Below are 16,420 nucleotides of genomic sequence, written 5' to 3'. Positions count from 1 at the left end.
CCGGGCCGTCGCCGTCTGCGGGATGGGCCTCAGGAGAGGTCCAGGCGCAGCACGGGGCGCCCGTCCCGCACCTCGAGGACGGGGTTGCGGGTCACGACGGCGCGGTTCTTGGCGAGGAAGGCGATCGCCGAGGAGCACTCGGCGACCGTCTCGAGCACGCACTGCACGCCCGGGGAGGACAGGTCGTCGATCCGGCGGCCCACGGTGTCCGGCCGGTCCACCAGGTCACCGAGCCAGCTGCCCGCCGGGTCGGCCACGGCCTGGGACGCGTCGACCCACCGGCCCCACACGCCTTTCGACTCCAGCAGCGTCGGGGACTGCCCGTCGGGGACCACCGCGGTGAAGTAGTGGATGTCGTAGCGGCGGTGGGCGAAGTCGGAGGTGACCCAGTGCGCGAGCGGCTTGAGCAGGTCGGAGCGCAGGACCAGACGACGCCGGCCGAGCACCTGGGCCAGGGAGACGTCCCCCACCGCGAGGGCCTCGCGCGAGCTCATCCACTCGGCGCCCTCCACGGACTCCACCGTGCTCATCGGATCGGGGCCGGCCAGCAGCACGCCCGTCTCCTCGAAGGCCTTCCGCACCGCGGCCACCACGGCACGGCGGGCCCGGCTGACGTCGCCCTCCATGCCGAGCCGGCGGGCCCACTCGCCGGGGGTGGGGCCGGACCACTCCAGCGGCTCGTCGTCGTGGGCCTCGACCGGCCCGCCGGGGAACCCGACGGTGCCGAGCGAGGTCGTGCGCGCGCGGTAGCTCAGGTAGGTCTCGACCCCGGCCTCCCCGTCGCGCACGAAGACGACCGCAGAGGCCGGGGTGGGGGCGCTGCCCGGCAGCCCGGCGCCGCGCTCGAGCCAGGCCTCGGCGGCCTCGCGGTGCTGCTCGGGGATCTCGAAGTACCGCACGGCCGGGGCCCGGCCCGCGCGCGGCGCGCGGGCCGGGAGCTCACCGGAACTCCGCAACGAGCTCCACCTCGACCGGCGCGTCGAGCGGCAGGACCGCGACGCCGACGGCGGACCGGGCGTGGACCCCGGCGTCGCCGAAGATGCGGCCCAGCAGTTCCGAGGCGCCGTTGATCACCGAGGGCTGACCGGTGAAGGCCGGGTCGGAGGCCACGAACCCCACCACCTTGACGATGCGGACCACCCGGTCCAGGTCGCCGACGCGGTCCTTGACGGCGGCCACGGCGTTGAGCGCCGCCTGCGCGGCCAGCTCCCGCGCCTGCTCCGGGGAGACGGTGCCCGGGGCCCCGGACGCGGAGACCTTGCCGGTGGCGGGCAGGGCGCCGTCCACGAACGGCAGCTGGCCCGAGGTGTGCACCCAGGAGCCGGTGACGACGGCGGGCACGTAGGCGGCCACGGGCGCCGCGACGGGCGGGAGCTCGAGCCCGAGCTCGGCGAGACGGGATTCGACGGTGGAGCTGGTGGTCATGGGGTCCTCCGGAGGGGGCGGCCGCGGTCAGTTCTTGGGACGCTTGAAGTACGCGATGGGGTTCGTCTGGACGGGGGCGTTGACGTTGCCCGAGGGGACGTCTGCCGGGGTCGTTCCGGGCAGGACGGTCACGAGCTCCCAGCCGTCGTCCCCCCAGTTGTCGAGGATCTGCTTGGTGGCGTGGATCATGAGGGGCACGGTGGCGTATTCCCAGGTAGTCATGGGCCCAGCGTAGCCACGAACGGCGGGATGCGCTCAGCCGTGACGGATCGCCGTGACGGAACGCGCACGGGAAGCGATCAGGTCGACGCTTGTAGAATGTCCGAATGGCCTCCCGCAACCCCTCGCAGGCACCGTCGGTCCTGGGCAACGTCGTGGCGTTCATCGCCACCAGCATCGTTGCCGGCATCGTCGCCGCCGGTCTCCTGGTTCCCCCCGCAGCCGCCACGGGTCTCGCCGCCAACGCCTCCATCGGCTGGTTCAAGGACCTCCCCGCCCAGATGGAGGCGGGGCCGATGTCCCGCGCCTCCACGCTCGTGGCCCGGGACGGCACGGAGATCGCCACGTTCTACGCGCAGAACCGCACTCCGGTGACCCTGGACGAGATGTCCCCGCACATGAAGGACGCGATCCTCGCCATCGAGGACCGGGACTTCTACGAGCACGGCGGCGTGGACCTCGGCGGCATCGTCCGCGCCCTCGGCAACAACATCATCCGCCCGGAGGCCCGCCAGGGCGCCTCGACCATCACGCAGCAGTACGTGAACAACCTGATCATCGACTCCCAGGTCAGGGCCGGCGAGGAGACCACGACCATCGGCGCCGACAAGGGCTACGCGGACAAGATCAAGGAGATCAAGCTGGCCCTGTCCATGGAGCAGGAGCTCGGCAAGGACGAGATCCTCGAGGGGTACCTCAACATGGTGCTCTTCGGCGGGCAGAACTACGGGGTGGAGGCCGCGGCCCAGTACTACTGGGGCATCTCCGCGTCCGAGCTGAGCATCTCGCAGTCCGCGGTGCTGGCCGGCATGGTGCAGTCCCCCAACTACTACGACCCCGCCGCGAACCCCGAGGCGGCCACGGAACGACGCAACATCGTGCTCGACACGATGCTGGCCACCGGGGCGATCACCGAGGAGGAGCACGCCGCCGCCTCCTCGGAGCCGATCGAGCTGGACCTCCACCGGAGCAACTCCGGCTGCTCGGCGGCCGAGATGGCCCCCTACTTCTGCGACTACGTCCAGAACGTGATCCTCCAGAGCTCCGCGTTCGGGGAGACCCCCGAGGAGCGGCTGAAGACCCTGCAGCTGGGCGGCCTCGAGATCACCTCCACCCTCGACGTCGAGGCCCAGCGCGCGGCCGAGAAGGCCGTCAACGAGACGCAGCCGCGCGACGACAACCCGGACGGGGTCTCCACCGCCCTCGTGTCCCTCGAGCCGTCGAACGGTGACGTCGTGGCCATGGCGCAGAACACCTACTACTCCACGGAGGAGAACACCTCCAACACCACGTACAACTTCAACGTGGACTCGTGGATGGGCGGCGCCGGCGGGTTCCAGGTGGGATCCACGTACAAGCCGCTGACCTACGCCACGTGGATCGACACCGGCCACGGCGCCGAGGACGAGCTCGACGCGTCCCAGACCCGGTGGCCCCCGGACCACCGCTGGAGGGCCTCGTGCCTGGAGGGCGGGTACAAGATCGAGCCGGGCAACGACGGCAAGGGCTTCGAGATCCAGAACGCCGAGGAGGGCTACACCCGCAAGATGGAGGCCGACTTCGGGATCTACAACTCCATCAACACCGCGATCTACGCGATGGCGGAGGAGATGGACCTGTGCGACATCGGCCGGCTCTCCGAGGACCTCGGCATCGTCAGCGGCAAGACGGGCGAGCCCGTGGACACCACCGTCCTGGCCTCCCTGCTGGGCGGCTCCGTGGACATCTCCCCCATGACGATGGCCCGCGCCTACTCCGCCTTCGCCAACCGCGGCGTGATGTGCGAGCCGCGGGCCCTGGAGAAGGTCGTGGACTACACCGGCAAGGCCTACGACATCCCGAAGACCTCGTGCGAGCGGGCGATCAGCCAGGACGTGGCCGACGGCGTCAACTTCGCCCTCAACCAGACGCTGATCCGCGGCTCGGGCTGGCAGCGCGACATCGACCTGCCGGGTGCCTCCGCGGCCAAGACGGGCACCACGGACAACTCGACCCAGACCTGGATGGTGGGCTACACCAAGGGCCTGGCCACCGCGTCCTGGGTCGGCAACTACCGGCTCGGCTCGCGGTCGCTCAACGGGCTCTCCATCGGCGGCCAGCGCACCACGGGCGACGACTGGGTGGACGGCTCCACCTTCGCCGGCGGCCAGTGGCAGCAGTTCATGCGCGAGGTCGCCAGGGACTACGACACGGGCCAGTTCGCGGAGCCCTCGGACCGGGTGCTCAAGGGCCGCAACGGCACCTCCGAGCCGGGCTGACCCGCATGGGTCCCCTGAGCACCACCGCCCACGCCGCGGGACCGGTCCTGCGGACCGCGGCCGCCGTGGCAGGAGCCGGGACCGCCGCAGCGGCGGGCCTCGGCGCGTGGGGCGTCGTCGTCGAGCGCCGCCGGTTCCGGCTGCGCACGGAACGGCTCCGGCTGCTGCCCGAGGGCAGTCCTCCCCTGCGCATCCTGCACCTGTCGGACCTGCACGTCTGGCCCGGGCAGCGGGCGGTGCGGGACTTCGTGCACTCGCTCGCCGCCCTCGAGCCCGACCTCGTGGTGGACACCGGGGACAACCTCTCCCACCCGGAGGGCCTGCCGTGGCTGCTGGAGATCCTGGACCCCCTGTTCCGCTTCCCGGGGGCCTACGTGCCGGGCTCCAACTGCTACTTCGCGCCGCGGCCGAAGAACCCGTTGCGCTACCTCTGGCGGGACACGTCCGGGGAGGGACAGGACGAGGCGCCCCGGCTGCCCACCGCGGACATGCACGCGGCCTTCGACGCCGCCGGGTGGACGCCGCTGATCAACCGGGCCGCCCGGATGGACGTCGCGGGTCTTGCCCTGGACCTCTCGGGGGTGGACGATCCGCACCTCGGCCGCGACCGCCATCCCGGGTTCGTGGAGCCGGCCACCGCCGACCTCCGTCTCGGGGTGGCCCACGCCCCCTACCTGCGGACCCTGGACCGGTTCGCCGCGGACGGCGCGCGGCTGGTGCTGGCCGGCCACACCCACGGCGGGCAGGTCTGCCTTCCCGGCGGGCGGGCGCTCGTGAGCAACTGCGACCTCGAGCCCGAGCGCTGCCAGGGCCTCATCACGCAGGCCGGCGTGCCGGTCAACGTCTCGGCCGGCCTGGGGACCTCCCGCTTCGCCCCGATCCGGCTGTTCTGCCCGCCCGAGGCCGTGCTGCTGACGCTCACCGACTGACAGCGGCGGGGCGGGATCAGGCGCTGATCTCGGGCACCGCCACGATGATCCGGTGGTTCGTCCTCTCGCACAGGAACATCCGCTCGGTGCCGTCGGGCACGGGGCCGCCCTCGGTCCACTGCTCCTCGGGCAGCTCGCGCAGCGAGCCGCCGCACGCCGGGCAGCGGGGGCCCGCGTCGTCCGTGGCGTTGTGCTCCATCGTGGTCTCCTCCACGGTCGGTCCTCCGGTCCCGCCCTCGCGGCCCGGCGGCCCCGGGCACCCGGGGTCCTGCGTCCGAGCCTTCCGCACAAAGCCGCGGCCCACAATCCCCTGATGGTCAGACGGCTTGGCATCCGGCCCTAGGATGTGACTCACCACGCTCGTGCCGCCCTCGTCACCGGGAGGATCCTCATGACCGTCACCGACCACGCCAGACTCCTCGAGGACCTGCGCACCTGGTGCGGCCGGGACGCCGTCGTCGGATCGGAGCTGGAGCGCAGGGCGCTGGCCCACGACGCCTCGCACTACCTGCTGCAGCCCGCCGCCGTGGTCCGCCCGCGGTCGGCCGGGGACATGGGCAACCTCTTCCGGGCGGTGTCCCGGCACGGTCTGGGTCTGACGTTCCGGGCGGGCGGCACGTCGCTGTCGGGGCAGGCGGTCACGGACCAGGTGCTCGTGGACGTGCGCCGGAACTTCCGCGAGATCGCGGTGCTGGACGGCGGGCGGCGCGTGCGCGTGCAGCCGGGCGCGACGGTCCGGCAGGTCAACGCCCGGCTCGCCCCGCACGGCCGCAGGCTGGGCCCCGACCCGGCGAGCGAGTCGGCGTGCACGGTCGGCGGCGTGGTCGCCAACAACTCCTCGGGCATGTCGTGCGGCACGCAGGAGAACACGTACCGGACGCTCGAGTCCACGGTCTTCGTCCTCGCGTCCGGGACCACCGTGGACACCGCGGACCCCGGCGCCGACCGGGAGCTGCGCGAGCGGGAGCCAGAGCTGCACGAGGGGCTGCTCCGGCTCAGGGAGCGGGTGCGCTCGGACCCGGCGTCGGTGCGGACGATCGAGCAGCAGTTCGCCATGAAGAACACCATGGGCTACGGCCTCAACTCGTTCCTGGACCACGACGAGCCGGTGCGCATCCTCGAGCACCTGCTGATCGGCAGCGAGGGCACCCTCGCCTTCGTGGCCGAGGCGACCTTCCGGACGGTCGAGATCCTGCCCCACGTTTCCACCGGGCTGCTGGTGTTCCCGGACCTGGCCGCGGCCACGCGCGCCGTCCCGGAACTGGTCGCGGCCCGCTCGGCCACGGTGGAGCTGCTGGACGCCACGTCCCTGAAGGTCTCCCGCCGAACCGGGCTCGCGCCGCGGCAGATCATGGAGCTGGACGTGGTCGACCACGCGGCGCTGCTCGTCGAGTACCGCGGCGGCACCCCGGAGGAGGAGCAGGAGCTCTCCGCGGCCGCGGCCCGCCTCTTCCCGGCCCTCGACCTCGCGGCACCGGCGCGGCTGACCAGCGACCCGGCGGAGCGCGCCACCATGTGGACCGTGCGCAAGGGGCTGTACACCACCGTGGCCGGCAACCGGCCGAGCGGGTCGAACGCGCTGCTGGAGGACGTCGTCGTCCCCGTGCCGGAGCTGGGCGAGACCTGCGAGCAGCTGACGGCGCTCTTCGACGCGCACGGCTACCGGGACTCGGTGATCTTCGGGCACGCCAAGGACGGCAACGTGCACTTCATGCTCAACGAGCAGTTCGACCGCCCGGACCTGCTGGCACGCTACGAGCGCTTCACGGAGGAGATGGTCTCCCTCGTGCTGGACCACCACGGGTCGCTCAAGGCCGAGCACGGGACGGGCCGCAACATGGCGCCGTTCGTGCGCCGGCAGTACGGCGACGAGCTCTACGACGTCATGGTGGAGCTCAAGCGGCTCGTGGACCCGGGCGGGCTGCTCAATCCTGGGGTGATCCTCAACGAGGACCCGGCGGTGCACGTGCGGCACCTCAAGACCGCGCCCACGGTGGAGCAGGAGGTGGACCGCTGCGTGGAGTGCGGCTACTGCGAGCCGGTGTGCCCGTCCAAGGACCTCACCCTGACCCCGCGGCAGCGCATCGTGGGCCGGCGGGAGATCGCCGCGGCGGAGGAGCGCGGGGACGCGCCGCTCGCGGCCCGGCTGCGCGCCGAGTACGACTACGAGGGCTTGCAGACCTGCGCGGTGGACGGGATGTGCGTGACGGCGTGCCCGGTGCTCATCAACACGGGCGACCTTGTGCGGCGGCTGCGCGCGGAGGACCCCCACCCGGTCGCGGACGCCGGCTGGGGCGCGGCGGCGCGGGTGTGGGGGGCGACGACGACGGGGGCCCGGCTCGGGCTGACGGTCGCGGACGCGCTGCCCGCGGCGCTGCCGAGGGCGGCCACGTCGACGGCCCGCGCCCTCCTGGGCGCCGAGCACGTGCCGCAGTACAAGGACGCGCTGCCGGCGGGCGGTGCGCCCCGGCCCCGGCGGCGGGACGAGCTCGCGGAGGCCGTGTTCTTCCCCGCGTGCATCAACTCCATGTTCGGCGCTCCCGGCGGTGAGGGCGCGACCGTGTCCCAGGCCTTCCTGGCGCTGTGCGACCGGGCCGGGGTGCACGTCACGGTCCCCGAGGGCATCGGGAGCCTGTGCTGCGGCACACCGTGGAAGTCGAAGGGCCTGCCCACCGGGTACGCGACCATCTCGGAGCGCACGCTCCCGGCCCTGTGGGAGGCGAGCCGTTCCGGGAAGCTGCCCGTGGTCTGCGACGCGGCCTCGTGCACCGAGGGCCTCGAGACCATGGCCGAGCTGGCGGCCGGCTCCAGCGAGCACCACGCGCTGCGGTTCGTGGACTCGGTGGAGTTCGTGGCCGACCGGGTGCTGCCGGGGCTGACGGTGTCCCGGCCGGTCGGGTCGATCGCCCTGCACCCCACGTGCTCGAGCGTGCACCTCGGCATCACCTCGGCGTTCGAGACGATCGCCCGGACGATCAGCGACGACGTGGTGGTGCCGGCGGCCTGGGGCTGCTGCGCGTACGCCGGGGACCGCGGCATGCTGCACCCGGAGTTCACGGCGTCGGCGACGGCCGACGAGGCCCGGGAGGTCAACCAGCGCCGTTTCGAGGCCTACGCCTCCCTGAACCGGACCTGCGAGCAGGGCATGACGGAGGCCACCGGCCACCCGTACCGGCACGTCCTGGAGCACCTCGAGCAGGCCACCCGCTGAGCGTCAGTCCCGCAGCGCGGCGCCGTCGCCCTCGAGCCGCGCGGCCAGCCGGGTGAGGTCGGAGACCCGGACGTCCGGCGCGCGCGCGTACTGCGGGTACGGCGCCCCGTAGCGGTCGATCCACACGGTCCGCATGCCCGCCCGGGAGGCGCCGTGCAGGTCCCACGGGTGCACGGCGACCATGACCGCCCGCTGCAGCGGCACACCCCAGATCCGGCCGGCCCACGCGTAGGACTCGGAGGCGGGCTTCCAGCACGGTGCGTCCTCCACGGAGAGGACCGACTCGAAGTGCTGCCGGATCCCACCGCGCTCGAGCAGGCCCTCGGCCGTCGCCTCCGAGCCGTTGGTCAGGGCCGTGAGCCGGTAGCCGGCGTCGGCGAGGGCGGTCACCCCGCCCGGGACGTCCGGGTGGACCGGCAGCCGCTGCACGCCGTCGAGGACGTGGACCACGGCGTCCTCGACCTCGCGGTCCGGCCGGTGGACGGCGAAGAGGGTCCGGGCGACCGCCCGCCCGAGGGCCGCGAACGGCTGCGCCTCCCCGTGGACGGCGAGCGCGAAGCCTTCTCGGAGGATCGAGGCGAACCACGTGGCGGCCAGCTCGCCCGGCACGCCCACCTCCTCGAACGCGCGGCGCATCTCCCGCATGTCGGAGATCGTCTCGTTCACGTCGAAGACGAGGAGGGGTCTGTCGTCGGCGGTCATCCTCGGACTCTTCTCTGCCGTGCGCACGGCGCCGGCGCCACCCGGTGGGCGACGTCCGGGGCGAGCGCGGTGGACGCGTGTGCACAGGATAGTCCCGCCCATCGGACGACCGCGTCATGAACCGGCCGGGGGCGAACGCCCCCGGTTCCGGGCCCGTCCGGCTCTCCGTCCGTACCGGCCACGTCCCGGGACGTAACACCCGGACGCACGGAGGGGGACGGCCCCGGGCACCGTAGAGCGTTTCCGCCGGTCAGAGGCGCCTCTCGGTTCCGGCGCGTGGACAGGGAAACATCGGGCCCGCACGCGGTCTTCACAGAAGAAAACCCGCCGGTAGAATCGATATCAGCACCGAATCCGGTGCGACGGGCGCACTCCCCCCGGTGACGCCACCATCCCCGGTCATCATCCTTCCTTCGCCGTGTCCGGCGCGCGTCCCGCGATAGCGGGCCTGCGCGGAGCCGGCGGCGACAGGCCCCTCCTGAGTCACGCCCGCTCCTGGGGCGTGCCCTGATCCCCCTCCCCCCGCTGCACCGACAGGACCCCCCGCCCCATGCGTCACCGCTCCTCCCGCGCCCGCCACAGCACCTCCGGCGCCCGCCACCGGTCCTCCGGCGGAAGCCACCGTTCCACGGCCCCCCGCAGCCGCATGCCGCGTCCGGCCCTCCCGCTGGGCGAGCACCTCGGCCGGCCCGCTGTCGTGTGCTCGCTCGCCGTGGTCGCCCTGGGCGTGTCCTCGGTGCTGACCCAGGGCGCGCCCTCGTCGCCGGCGGCCTCATCGGGCGGGAGCTCCGTGTCGATGGTCTCCCTGCTCCAGGGCGGCTCCGGCGGGGCCCTCGTGGCGTCCCCGGCCGGCGCGGTCGGAGCGGCCGGCACGTCCGGGCCGGGACAGCGCGCGGGGACCTCCCCGCTGGACCCGGCCGGTGCCGCGGCCCGGGTCCACGAGGGAGAGCTGCCGGTGAACACGATCGTGGCCCCCGCCCAGCCGGCCACGGTCCTGGAGGGCGGTCGTTTCGGCTGGCGGATCGCGCCGGACCTGGGCGTCCGGGAGTTCCACAACGGCACGGACCTCTCGGTCGCCGCCGGGACCCCGGTGGTCGCCGCCGCGCAGGGCCGGGTCACGGCCGTCTTCTGGGACGTGTGGGGCGGCAACCGCGTGGAGGTCGCCCACGCGGACGGTCTGCGGACCACCTACAGCCACTTGGAGGACGTCCGGGTGGAGGTCGGCGACGAGCTGGCCGCGGCGCAGCGCCTGGGCAGCGTGGGCGCCACCGGGATCCGCGTGACGGGCCCGCACCTGCACTTCGAGACGTGGGTCGACGGCGCCGTGGCCGACCCGCAGTCCTTCGACTGGATCACCGACGCCGGGATCGTGCCCGGCACCGCCACGCCCTACTCGCTCGCCGAGGACGCGCCCTCCCCCGCCGAGGTGTCGGAGCTCCTCCGCCGCTCGCTGTCCGGCGGGAACCGGGTGCAGGTCATGGCGTCCGCCCCGGCGGAGACGCCCGTCGCCCAGCGACCCCGGGCGTCCGCACCGAGGGACATCGAGAAGGACACCGAGAAGGACACCGCCGGGAACACGGCGAAGAACAAAAGCACGGCGAAGAGCACCGTGGAGCGCGCACCGGCAACCACGCCTGAGCCCTCCGCCGAGGCCGCCCCCCGGTCCAAGCCGGCCGAGCCGTCGGCCGCCGCGCCGGCACCTGCCCCGGCCGCGCCGGCGCCCCAGCGGACCCCGGACGACTCCGTCAAGAAGGCCGCGGAGCAGGAGGCCGCCGAGAAGGCGGCGGAGCTGGAAGCAGCGGAGCAGGCAGCAGCCAAGAAGGCAGCGGAGCAGGCCGCCGCGGAGAAGGCGGCGGCGGAGCGCGCCGCGGAGGCCGCGAAGCGTGCCGAGGAACTGCGCCAGGCGCAGCTGCTCCACGCCTCCCCGACCGTCGACACCGACGGCGACGGAGTGGTCGACTCCCTCGACGACGACCTCGACGGCGACGGCATCGCCAACGCGCTCGACACCGACATCGACGGCGACGGCATTCTCAACACCGACGAGGCCGAGCCCCGGGACGTCTGGACCCCGGCGACACCCCGGACCGACCAGGACTCGGCCCCGGGCACCACCGCAGCTGCCACGGAGGAGACGGGCGCCCCCGCAGGGCTTTCCTGATCGATCCCGCCGCCGGTCCGCGCTGCGGCGCGTCAGCCGGCGGCGAGACGGCCCAGGGGGCTGCTCTCGAAGTCCTCGAGCAGCTCCTGGGGATCCGCGAAGACGGCCACGGCGCCGGCCTCGCGCAGTTCCGTCTCGCTGATGCCGCCGCTCGTCACGCACACGGCGTCCAGGCCCAGCTTCCATGCGGACTGCACGTCCCAGCGGGCGTCGCCCACGACGATCGCGTTCTCCGGGCGCAGGTCCCCGGCCTTCAGGGCCGCGGCGAAGATGTCGGGCTCGGGTTTGCTGTGCTCGGCGTCCGTGGCGGTCGTGACCGCGGTGAGGACGTCGTCGGAGCCGAGGGCCTCACGCATGGCGGCGACCTCGGTGACGTTCGACGACGACGCCAGCACCACCACGAGACCGGCGTCGGCGCAGCGGCGCAGGAGCTCCGTGGCCCCACGGGTCGGCTTGAGCCCCGCCCAGTGCACGGAGAAGAGTGACCCGTGGGCGGCGCCGATCGCGTCGTCCCCGTCCTTGTCCCGGTCCTCGGGCAGCAGCTCGTCGATCAGCTGCTCCGAGCCCATCCCGATGAGCCGGTGGATCCGGTGCATGGGGACGTCGTGGCCGGCCTGGTTGAAGGCCTGCCACCAGGCCACGGTGTGCAGGTAGCTGGAGTCGATGAGGGTGCCGTCGACGTCGAACAGGACGCCGCGGCGCGGCCGCCCGTCGGGAGTGGAGGACTTTTCGGACGGGGTGGAGGTCATGGCCTCAGCATGGCACCACCCCCGGCGCCGCTCAACGGAGGACCCTCACGCCCGGCGGCGGCGCAGCACCCGTGCCGCGAGCGCGCCCAGGGCTCCGGCCACGACCAGTCCGAGCAGCAGCGGGACGGCCACGTCCCACACCGTGGGACCCCGGAGCTCGTCGAGGGTCATGGTGTGGACGAGTCCGTCCTGCCCCGGCACCAGGAGGACGTCGTCGACGATGACCGGTCCGGCGGGGGCCAGCGGGTCGGTGGACAGCTCCTGCACGCGCACGAGCTCGCCCGAGCCGGCCTCCACGGCACCGATCTGCCCCGTCGTGGTCGTGTAGACCACGAGCCCGTCCACCACGGCCGGCGCGGCCTTGACGGGGCCGGAGTCGTGGGTCCACAGCTGCTCTCCCGTCCGCAGGTCCAGCGCGTAGAGGGTCTTGGTGCTGGGGCTGCCGACGTGGACCACGCCGTCGGCGATCGTGGGCGCTCCCGACGTGTTGTTGGTCACGAACGGCCCGTCCCCGAGCCGGACCTCCCACAGGATCTCCCCGGTGGCGGCGTCGACGACGTGCAGGTGCCGGTCACCGGCGGCGGCGTCGACCCGGCCCTCGTGCAGCGCCGGCGTGGGCATGACGTGACCGGCGACCTCCTACTGCCACAGCTGCTCACCGGTGCCGAGGTCGAAGGTGTGCAGGGTCCCGCTGCCGTGCGTGCCCACGTACAGGCGGTCCCCCACGACCACGGGGCCGGCCCGGACCTCGTCGGGCAGCCGGAAGCCGTCCTCGGCGGGGACCACCGCGCCGTCCGTGCTGATCACGGGGTTCTTCTCGGGCGTGAGCCGGTACTGGGTCCACTCCTATGGGGACTCGACCGGGGCGTCGGCCGGGGCCGGCGCGACGGGGCCGGCGGCCACCAGCAGTGCGGCGCCGAGGACGCACGCACGAGTACTCGGGTGCGGGCGGCGGGCGGGTCGGTTCCGGATCATGGTCCATTGTGACGCGTCCGGGGCCGTGGTGGTCGGGCGTCCTGCGCCCCGATACGGGTCTCCGGGCGGCGCCGGTGGCGACCCGGCAGGATCAACCCCGCCGGTCGGTGCCGGTAACCGGAGATCCGTCCGAGAGTTGCGTGGCATCCTCCATGCAGATCCGAAGAGCCGCCACGTCCTCGGCGGCCGTCCGCGCCTCGTGCGGAGCCACCGCGTCCGTGCCGGCGAAGACGGCCTCCAGCCGGAGCGCCGACTCCGAGGCCCGGGAGAACCCGAACGTGCCCGCCGAGCCCGCGAGCCGGTGCGCGCGCCGCTCGGCCTCCCGCCGCGCCGCCCCGGAGAGACCGTCCTCCATCAGCGCGGCCACCGCGTCCTCGAGAACCGCGACGTGCTCCAGAATGTCGTCGCGGTGGCGGGCCCAGATCTGCGCGAGCGCCGCGCGGGCCTCGGCGTTCCCGGCCCGCCGAGCCCGCGTGCTCACGGGTCCCAGCCCAGGAGTTCCGCGACCTGTTCCGGCAGCGACAGGGGGTCGAACGGCTTGGTGAGCACGCCGTCGACGCCGAGGTCGGCGAACCGGCGCCGGTCCGTCTCCTGCGCCTTGGCCGTGAGCAGGAGCACCGGCACGTCCCGGGTGGCCGTGTTCTGCCGAAGGCGGGCGAACGTGGCCGGGCCGTCCAGACCGGGCATCATCACGTCGAGCAGGATGACGTCCGGGGGATTCCGGGAGGACACCTCCAGCCCTTCCGCTCCGGAGCCCGCCGTGGTGACGTCGTGGCCGCCCACGAGCTCGAGACTCGCGTGGGCCACCTCGCGGATGCCCTCGTCGTCGTCGATCACGAGAATGCGCCGGGACTCAGTCATGGATGCGCTCCTTCGCCGGGTCGGTGAGCTGTGCCATCAGGTGGAGCACGTGCCGCTCGAAGTCCTCCGGCGTGACCCGCGACTTCGTGAAGAACTCGGTGCGGCCCAGACGGAGCCGTTCCCGGTCCTCCGCCGAGAGGTCACGGGCCGTGTACACCACGAGGGGCATCCCCCGGAGCCGGTCGTCGNGAGCTCCGCCACGACCGAGAATCCGTCCCGGTCCGGGAGCATGAGGTCCAGCACGAGCAGGTCAGGGGCCACGGAGCCGCACTTCTCCAGGGCACGCTTCGCGGTCGGCGCGTGGTGGACGTCGATCCCGAGGTGCCGGAATCGCTCCATGAGCACGTGGGCGAGACCTTCGTCGTCCTCGACGAGCAGGAGGGTGGGCCCGACCGTGCGGCTGCTGACCGCGGCCTCGACGGCGTCGAAGAGGGCGTCCGCGTCGAACGGCTCCTCGAGACGGCTGGCCGTGACGTTCCCGCCCACGTCGGGGTGCTGGCCGTGGAGACCGAGCACCACCACGGGGATGTCCCGGGTCTCGGCCCGCTCGCGCAACGTCGCGGCGGCCTGCCAGGAGTCCGTCACGGGCATCCTCAGGTCCAGCAGGACGACGTCGGGACGGCGGGTGGTCGCGGCCTCGAGCAGCTCGTCCCCGCACGCCACGTCGACGGTCTCGTAGCCGTGCGACCGGAGCAGGCCTGCGACGGTGTCGCGCGCCGCGACCTCCCGCCCGCAGATCAGCACCCTGGGGCCCTCGAGAAGCTGCGGATCCCCGGCCGGTTCGCCCACGGGAAGCCTGACGACCAGGACGGCCCCGCCCGCGGAACCGTTCTCCGCCCAGATGCGGCCGCCGTGCTGCTCGACGATGGTGCGGCAGATGGCCAGCCCGAGGCCCGTGCCGCCCTTCTGCCGCGCGTCGGACCCGTCGACCTGCTGGAAGCGGCCGAAGACGCGGTCGAGGTCCTCGGGCGGGATGCCCCGTCCCTCGTCGCGGACCCGGAGCTCCACCTCGTCGTCGCACCGGCGGGCCGTCAGCCGGACGGTGGTCCCGGCAGGGGAGAACTTGATCGCGTTGCTGAGCAGGTTCGTCACCGTCTGCTCGATGCGGTCGGCGTCCGCCAGGACGGGGCTCGGCCGCGCGTCGATCTCGAGACGCACACTCGCCTCCGCGGCCATGGGCCGCATGGCGTCGAGCGAGCGTTCGGCAATCGCGGCGAGGTCGCACGCCGACCGCTGCAGCGTCACCGTTCCCGAGTTCAACCGCTCGATGTCCAGGATGTCGTTGATCAGCCGGACGAGCCGGTCCGTGTTGTGGGCCGCGATGTCGACCATCTGGCGACCCCGTTCGTTCAGCTCGCCGAGCAGACCGGCCCGGAGCAGGCCGAGCACGCCGTGGATGGACGTCAGTGGGGTGCGCAGTTCGTGGCCGACGACCGAGACGAACTCGTCCTTCGCGCGCTCGAGGGCCCTGAGATCGCCGACGTCGCGGACGAAGCAGCTGAACACCTCCTCCCCACCCGCCCGGACGGTCCAGAGCGTCACCTCGGCCTGGATCTCGCGACCGGACCGGTGGACCATCGACAGCTCGAACCGTGCGTGGGACGGCGCCCCGCCACCCTGGTCCTCGCGGAGACCGACCTGCTGCTCGAAGGACGCCCGGTCCTCCGGCGCGAGGACGAGCGAAGGGAGGGACCGGCCCAGCGCCTCGTCGCGGGCCCATCCGAACGTGGCCTCCGCCTGCCCGTTCCACTCGGTGATCAGTCCGTCGGCCCCGCACTGGATGTAGGCGTCGCCCGCGGTCTCGATGACCCGGCGGGCGCGCTCCTCGCTCTCCCGGAGGGCCTCCGAGGCTTTGTGCCGTTCCGTGATGTCCAGCAAGGTGCCGAGCATCGATCTCCCGGAACCCGTCGGGTTGGGAACCATCTCGCCACGGGCGTGGATGACGAGCGTGCTCCCGTCCACGCGGACCCCCCGGTACACGAAGTCGACACCCGCACCGCTGGCCATGGCCTGCTCGGCGATGTGGGCGGCGCGCGGCCGGTCGTCCGGGTGCACCGTGTCGAGCCAGGCCCCCACGGTGGCCTCGCCCGTGCCGGGCTCCATACCGTGGAGGCGGTACATCCCCGGCGACCACATCACCACGTCCGTCTCCGGATCCCACTGCCAGCTGCCCAGGCCGGCCACGCCCTCCGCCGCGGCGAGCCGCAGTTCGCCCTCCTTCTGGGCGCGCTCCTCTGCGAATTGGGGGCGCAGGTCGCGCATGATGCACGAGACATAGGAGCGTTCGCCCCGGTCGTCGTGGTGGAGGTGCTGGTTCGCGAGCATCGGGATCCTCGTCCCGTCGCGGCTCAGCATGGTCCACTCCCCCTGCCAGTCGCCGTCGCGGACGAGCGCCGGCATGACCTCGGTGTAGATCCTCGCCATCTCCGAGGCCGTGAAGAGGTCTTCGATCCGGTAGGCGCCGATGTCCTCCTCCGGCCCGAAGCCCAGCATCGAGCGGCAGGCCGCGTTCATCCAGGCGACCGATCCGTCCGGACGGCCGATGACCGCCAGGTCGGAGGTCGTCTCCGCGATGGACGCCAGCTGCTCCGTCCCGGCACCTGCCGCCGGCAGGCCGGTCCGTCCGGCCGGCCCCGGCCGCACGCGGCGCCGCCGCCGTGACCATCGTCCGGCGGCGGCCCCGATCACGGCGGGGACCAGTTGCACGGCCCCTGCCGCCGGGACATGTCGTGGAAGTGCCATTCATTTAGTATGCATTAGCATCCATTGTCGCGAGCCGGTCTGCGGCGATCCTTTTTGGACGGCCCGACCTCCGATCCGAGATCGGGAGCGCCCCCGGGGCTCACGCCGCCGGACTGCGGATCCCCTGCCCGGGCCGGGTTCGGCGGGTCGATTTCCCACGCGCCGGGACGGATGTCTATGATGGAGCA

The 16,420-nt window shown here is 73.2% G+C and carries 15 protein-coding genes; 4 read left to right on the top strand and 11 right to left on the bottom strand.

The features are described 5' to 3' along the window. Positions 1-29: 29 nt before the first annotated feature. Genes ACH9EU_RS07380 through ACH9EU_RS07370 form a run of 3 tightly spaced genes read right to left on the bottom strand, consistent with a single transcriptional unit; the run spans position 30 to position 1,647 of the window. Positions 30-956: an NUDIX hydrolase gene (locus ACH9EU_RS07380; protein WP_396413293.1), complete on the bottom strand. Its 927-nt coding sequence runs from the start codon at positions 954-956 to the stop codon at positions 30-32. Continuing rightward, the gene (locus ACH9EU_RS07375; protein WP_396413292.1) at positions 940-1,425 is read right to left on the bottom strand and encodes a RidA family protein; all 486 of its coding nucleotides are present in this window, start codon (positions 1,423-1,425) and stop codon (positions 940-942) included. The genes ACH9EU_RS07380 and ACH9EU_RS07375 overlap by 17 nt, the downstream gene beginning before the upstream one ends. 27 nt (positions 1,426-1,452) lie before the next feature. Beyond that, entirely contained in the window at positions 1,453-1,647 is a 195-nt protein-coding gene (locus ACH9EU_RS07370; protein ID WP_396413291.1) for a hypothetical protein, read from the bottom strand. A gap of 104 nt (positions 1,648-1,751) precedes the next feature. Between ACH9EU_RS07370 and ACH9EU_RS07365 the strand changes: the two genes are divergently transcribed. Then, the gene (locus ACH9EU_RS07365) at positions 1,752-3,902 is read left to right on the top strand and encodes a transglycosylase domain-containing protein (RefSeq protein WP_396413290.1); all 2,151 of its coding nucleotides are present in this window, start codon (positions 1,752-1,754) and stop codon (positions 3,900-3,902) included. Between the two features lie 5 nt (positions 3,903-3,907). Then, positions 3,908-4,831, top strand: a complete 924-nt coding sequence (locus ACH9EU_RS07360) for a metallophosphoesterase (RefSeq protein ID WP_396413289.1) — start codon at positions 3,908-3,910, stop codon at positions 4,829-4,831. Between the two features lie 16 nt (positions 4,832-4,847). Here the strand turns inward: ACH9EU_RS07360 and ACH9EU_RS07355 are convergent, their stop codons facing one another. Further along, positions 4,848-5,045, bottom strand: a complete 198-nt coding sequence (locus ACH9EU_RS07355; protein WP_396413288.1) for a hypothetical protein — start codon at positions 5,043-5,045, stop codon at positions 4,848-4,850. Positions 5,046-5,222: 177 nt separating this feature from the next. Here ACH9EU_RS07355 and ACH9EU_RS07350 point away from each other — a divergent pair, with 177 nt between their 5' ends. After that, positions 5,223-8,042, top strand: a complete 2,820-nt coding sequence (locus tag ACH9EU_RS07350; RefSeq protein WP_396413287.1) for an FAD-linked oxidase C-terminal domain-containing protein — start codon at positions 5,223-5,225, stop codon at positions 8,040-8,042. 3 nt (positions 8,043-8,045) lie between these two features. On the opposite strand, the gene ACH9EU_RS07345 is transcribed toward ACH9EU_RS07350, so the two are convergent. Then, positions 8,046-8,744, bottom strand: a complete 699-nt coding sequence (locus ACH9EU_RS07345) for a haloacid dehalogenase type II (protein WP_396413286.1) — start codon at positions 8,742-8,744, stop codon at positions 8,046-8,048. 550 nt (positions 8,745-9,294) lie between these two features. Here ACH9EU_RS07345 and ACH9EU_RS07340 point away from each other — a divergent pair. Further along, positions 9,295-10,905, top strand: coding sequence for a peptidoglycan DD-metalloendopeptidase family protein (locus tag ACH9EU_RS07340; protein ID WP_396413285.1), 1,611 nt, complete (start codon positions 9,295-9,297; stop codon positions 10,903-10,905). Between the two features lie 32 nt (positions 10,906-10,937). Here ACH9EU_RS07340 and ACH9EU_RS07335 read toward each other — a convergent pair whose 3' ends face one another. From ACH9EU_RS07335 to ACH9EU_RS07310, 6 genes are all read right to left on the bottom strand, one after another. Beyond that, complete coding sequence (locus ACH9EU_RS07335) at positions 10,938-11,654, bottom strand: HAD-IA family hydrolase (RefSeq protein ID WP_396413284.1); 717 nt, start codon at positions 11,652-11,654, stop codon at positions 10,938-10,940. A 45-nt stretch (positions 11,655-11,699) separates the two neighbouring features. Continuing rightward, a complete protein-coding gene (locus tag ACH9EU_RS07330) occupies positions 11,700-12,275 on the bottom strand; it encodes an outer membrane protein assembly factor BamB family protein (protein ID WP_396413283.1) in 576 nt (191 codons plus the stop codon). Between the two features lie 18 nt (positions 12,276-12,293). Then, positions 12,294-12,461, bottom strand: a complete 168-nt coding sequence (locus tag ACH9EU_RS07325) for a PQQ-binding-like beta-propeller repeat protein (RefSeq protein WP_396413282.1) — start codon at positions 12,459-12,461, stop codon at positions 12,294-12,296. 259 nt (positions 12,462-12,720) lie between these two features. After that, entirely contained in the window at positions 12,721-13,110 is a 390-nt protein-coding gene (locus ACH9EU_RS07320; RefSeq protein ID WP_396413281.1) for an Hpt domain-containing protein, read from the bottom strand. After that, positions 13,107-13,490, bottom strand: a complete 384-nt coding sequence (locus ACH9EU_RS07315) for a response regulator (protein WP_396413280.1) — start codon at positions 13,488-13,490, stop codon at positions 13,107-13,109. The genes ACH9EU_RS07320 and ACH9EU_RS07315 overlap by 4 nt, the downstream gene beginning before the upstream one ends. A gap of 36 nt (positions 13,491-13,526) precedes the next feature. Beyond that, on the bottom strand, positions 13,527-16,232 hold the full coding sequence (locus ACH9EU_RS07310) for a PAS domain S-box protein (RefSeq protein WP_396413279.1): 2,706 nt from the start codon (positions 16,230-16,232) through the stop codon (positions 13,527-13,529). Positions 16,233-16,420 lie beyond the last annotated feature (188 nt).

This window comes from Kocuria rhizosphaerae, assembly GCF_044462265.1.
GTDB classification, from domain to species: domain Bacteria; phylum Actinomycetota; class Actinomycetes; order Actinomycetales; family Micrococcaceae; genus Kocuria; species Kocuria rhizosphaerae.
The sequence above is the reverse complement of the archived record's forward strand: the minus strand, read 5'-3'. Positions and strand labels throughout refer to the sequence as shown.